Raw genomic sequence first — 546 nt, 5'->3', positions numbered from 1 at the left:
GGTCGGCCGCGCCGGCCAGGGCCAGCGCCGCCCGGATCGCCGCGCCCGCCTCGACCGCGCCCGCCCGGGACCGGCCCGGCGCCGGCGCGCGGGCGGGATCCGCGACGACCCGTCCCTGCCGGTCCACCCCGAGCCCCGCCGCTTCCGCGCGGGCCACCGCGTCGGCCAGCCGGGCCTTGGCGGTGCCCAGCCGGGCGGCGTACTCGGCCAGCACCTGGTCGGCCTCGATCAGGGCCGGGCGGACGGCGGCCAGCTCGGCGCGCAGCGCCGCGAGGCGGGCGTCGGCGGCCCCGGCCGCCCCACCCGACCAGCCGGTGCGCAGCAGCTCGGCACCGGCGGCCAGCTCGCCGGCCCGGTGCGCCACCGGTCCGGTCAGCCCCCGCCAGGCGACCCCGGCGGCCCGCCACGCGCCGGGATCGGCCGCCCAGAGCTGCCGGTAGCCGACGTCCGCCGCGCGCTCGGCGGGGTGTGCCGGCCGCCCGGCCGGCCGCGTCGGGGCCACCCGGCCCGCCGGGTGCGTCGGGTGTCCGGCAGGCGCGGGCCGGG

1 pseudogene is annotated in these 546 nt (G+C 85.3%); it reads right to left on the bottom strand.

The features are described from left to right. Positions 1–502 (bottom strand): annotated as a pseudogene (locus tag V6U77_RS29980) (alpha/beta hydrolase); the annotation flags it as partial. Between the last annotated feature and the right edge of the window lie 44 nt (positions 503–546).

The sequence above is a fragment of the Micromonospora sp. CPCC 205546 genome (genome assembly GCF_036902715.1).
Classification (GTDB): domain Bacteria; phylum Actinomycetota; class Actinomycetes; order Mycobacteriales; family Micromonosporaceae; genus Micromonospora.
The sequence above is the reverse complement of the archived record's forward strand: the minus strand, read 5'-3'. Positions and strand labels throughout refer to the sequence as shown.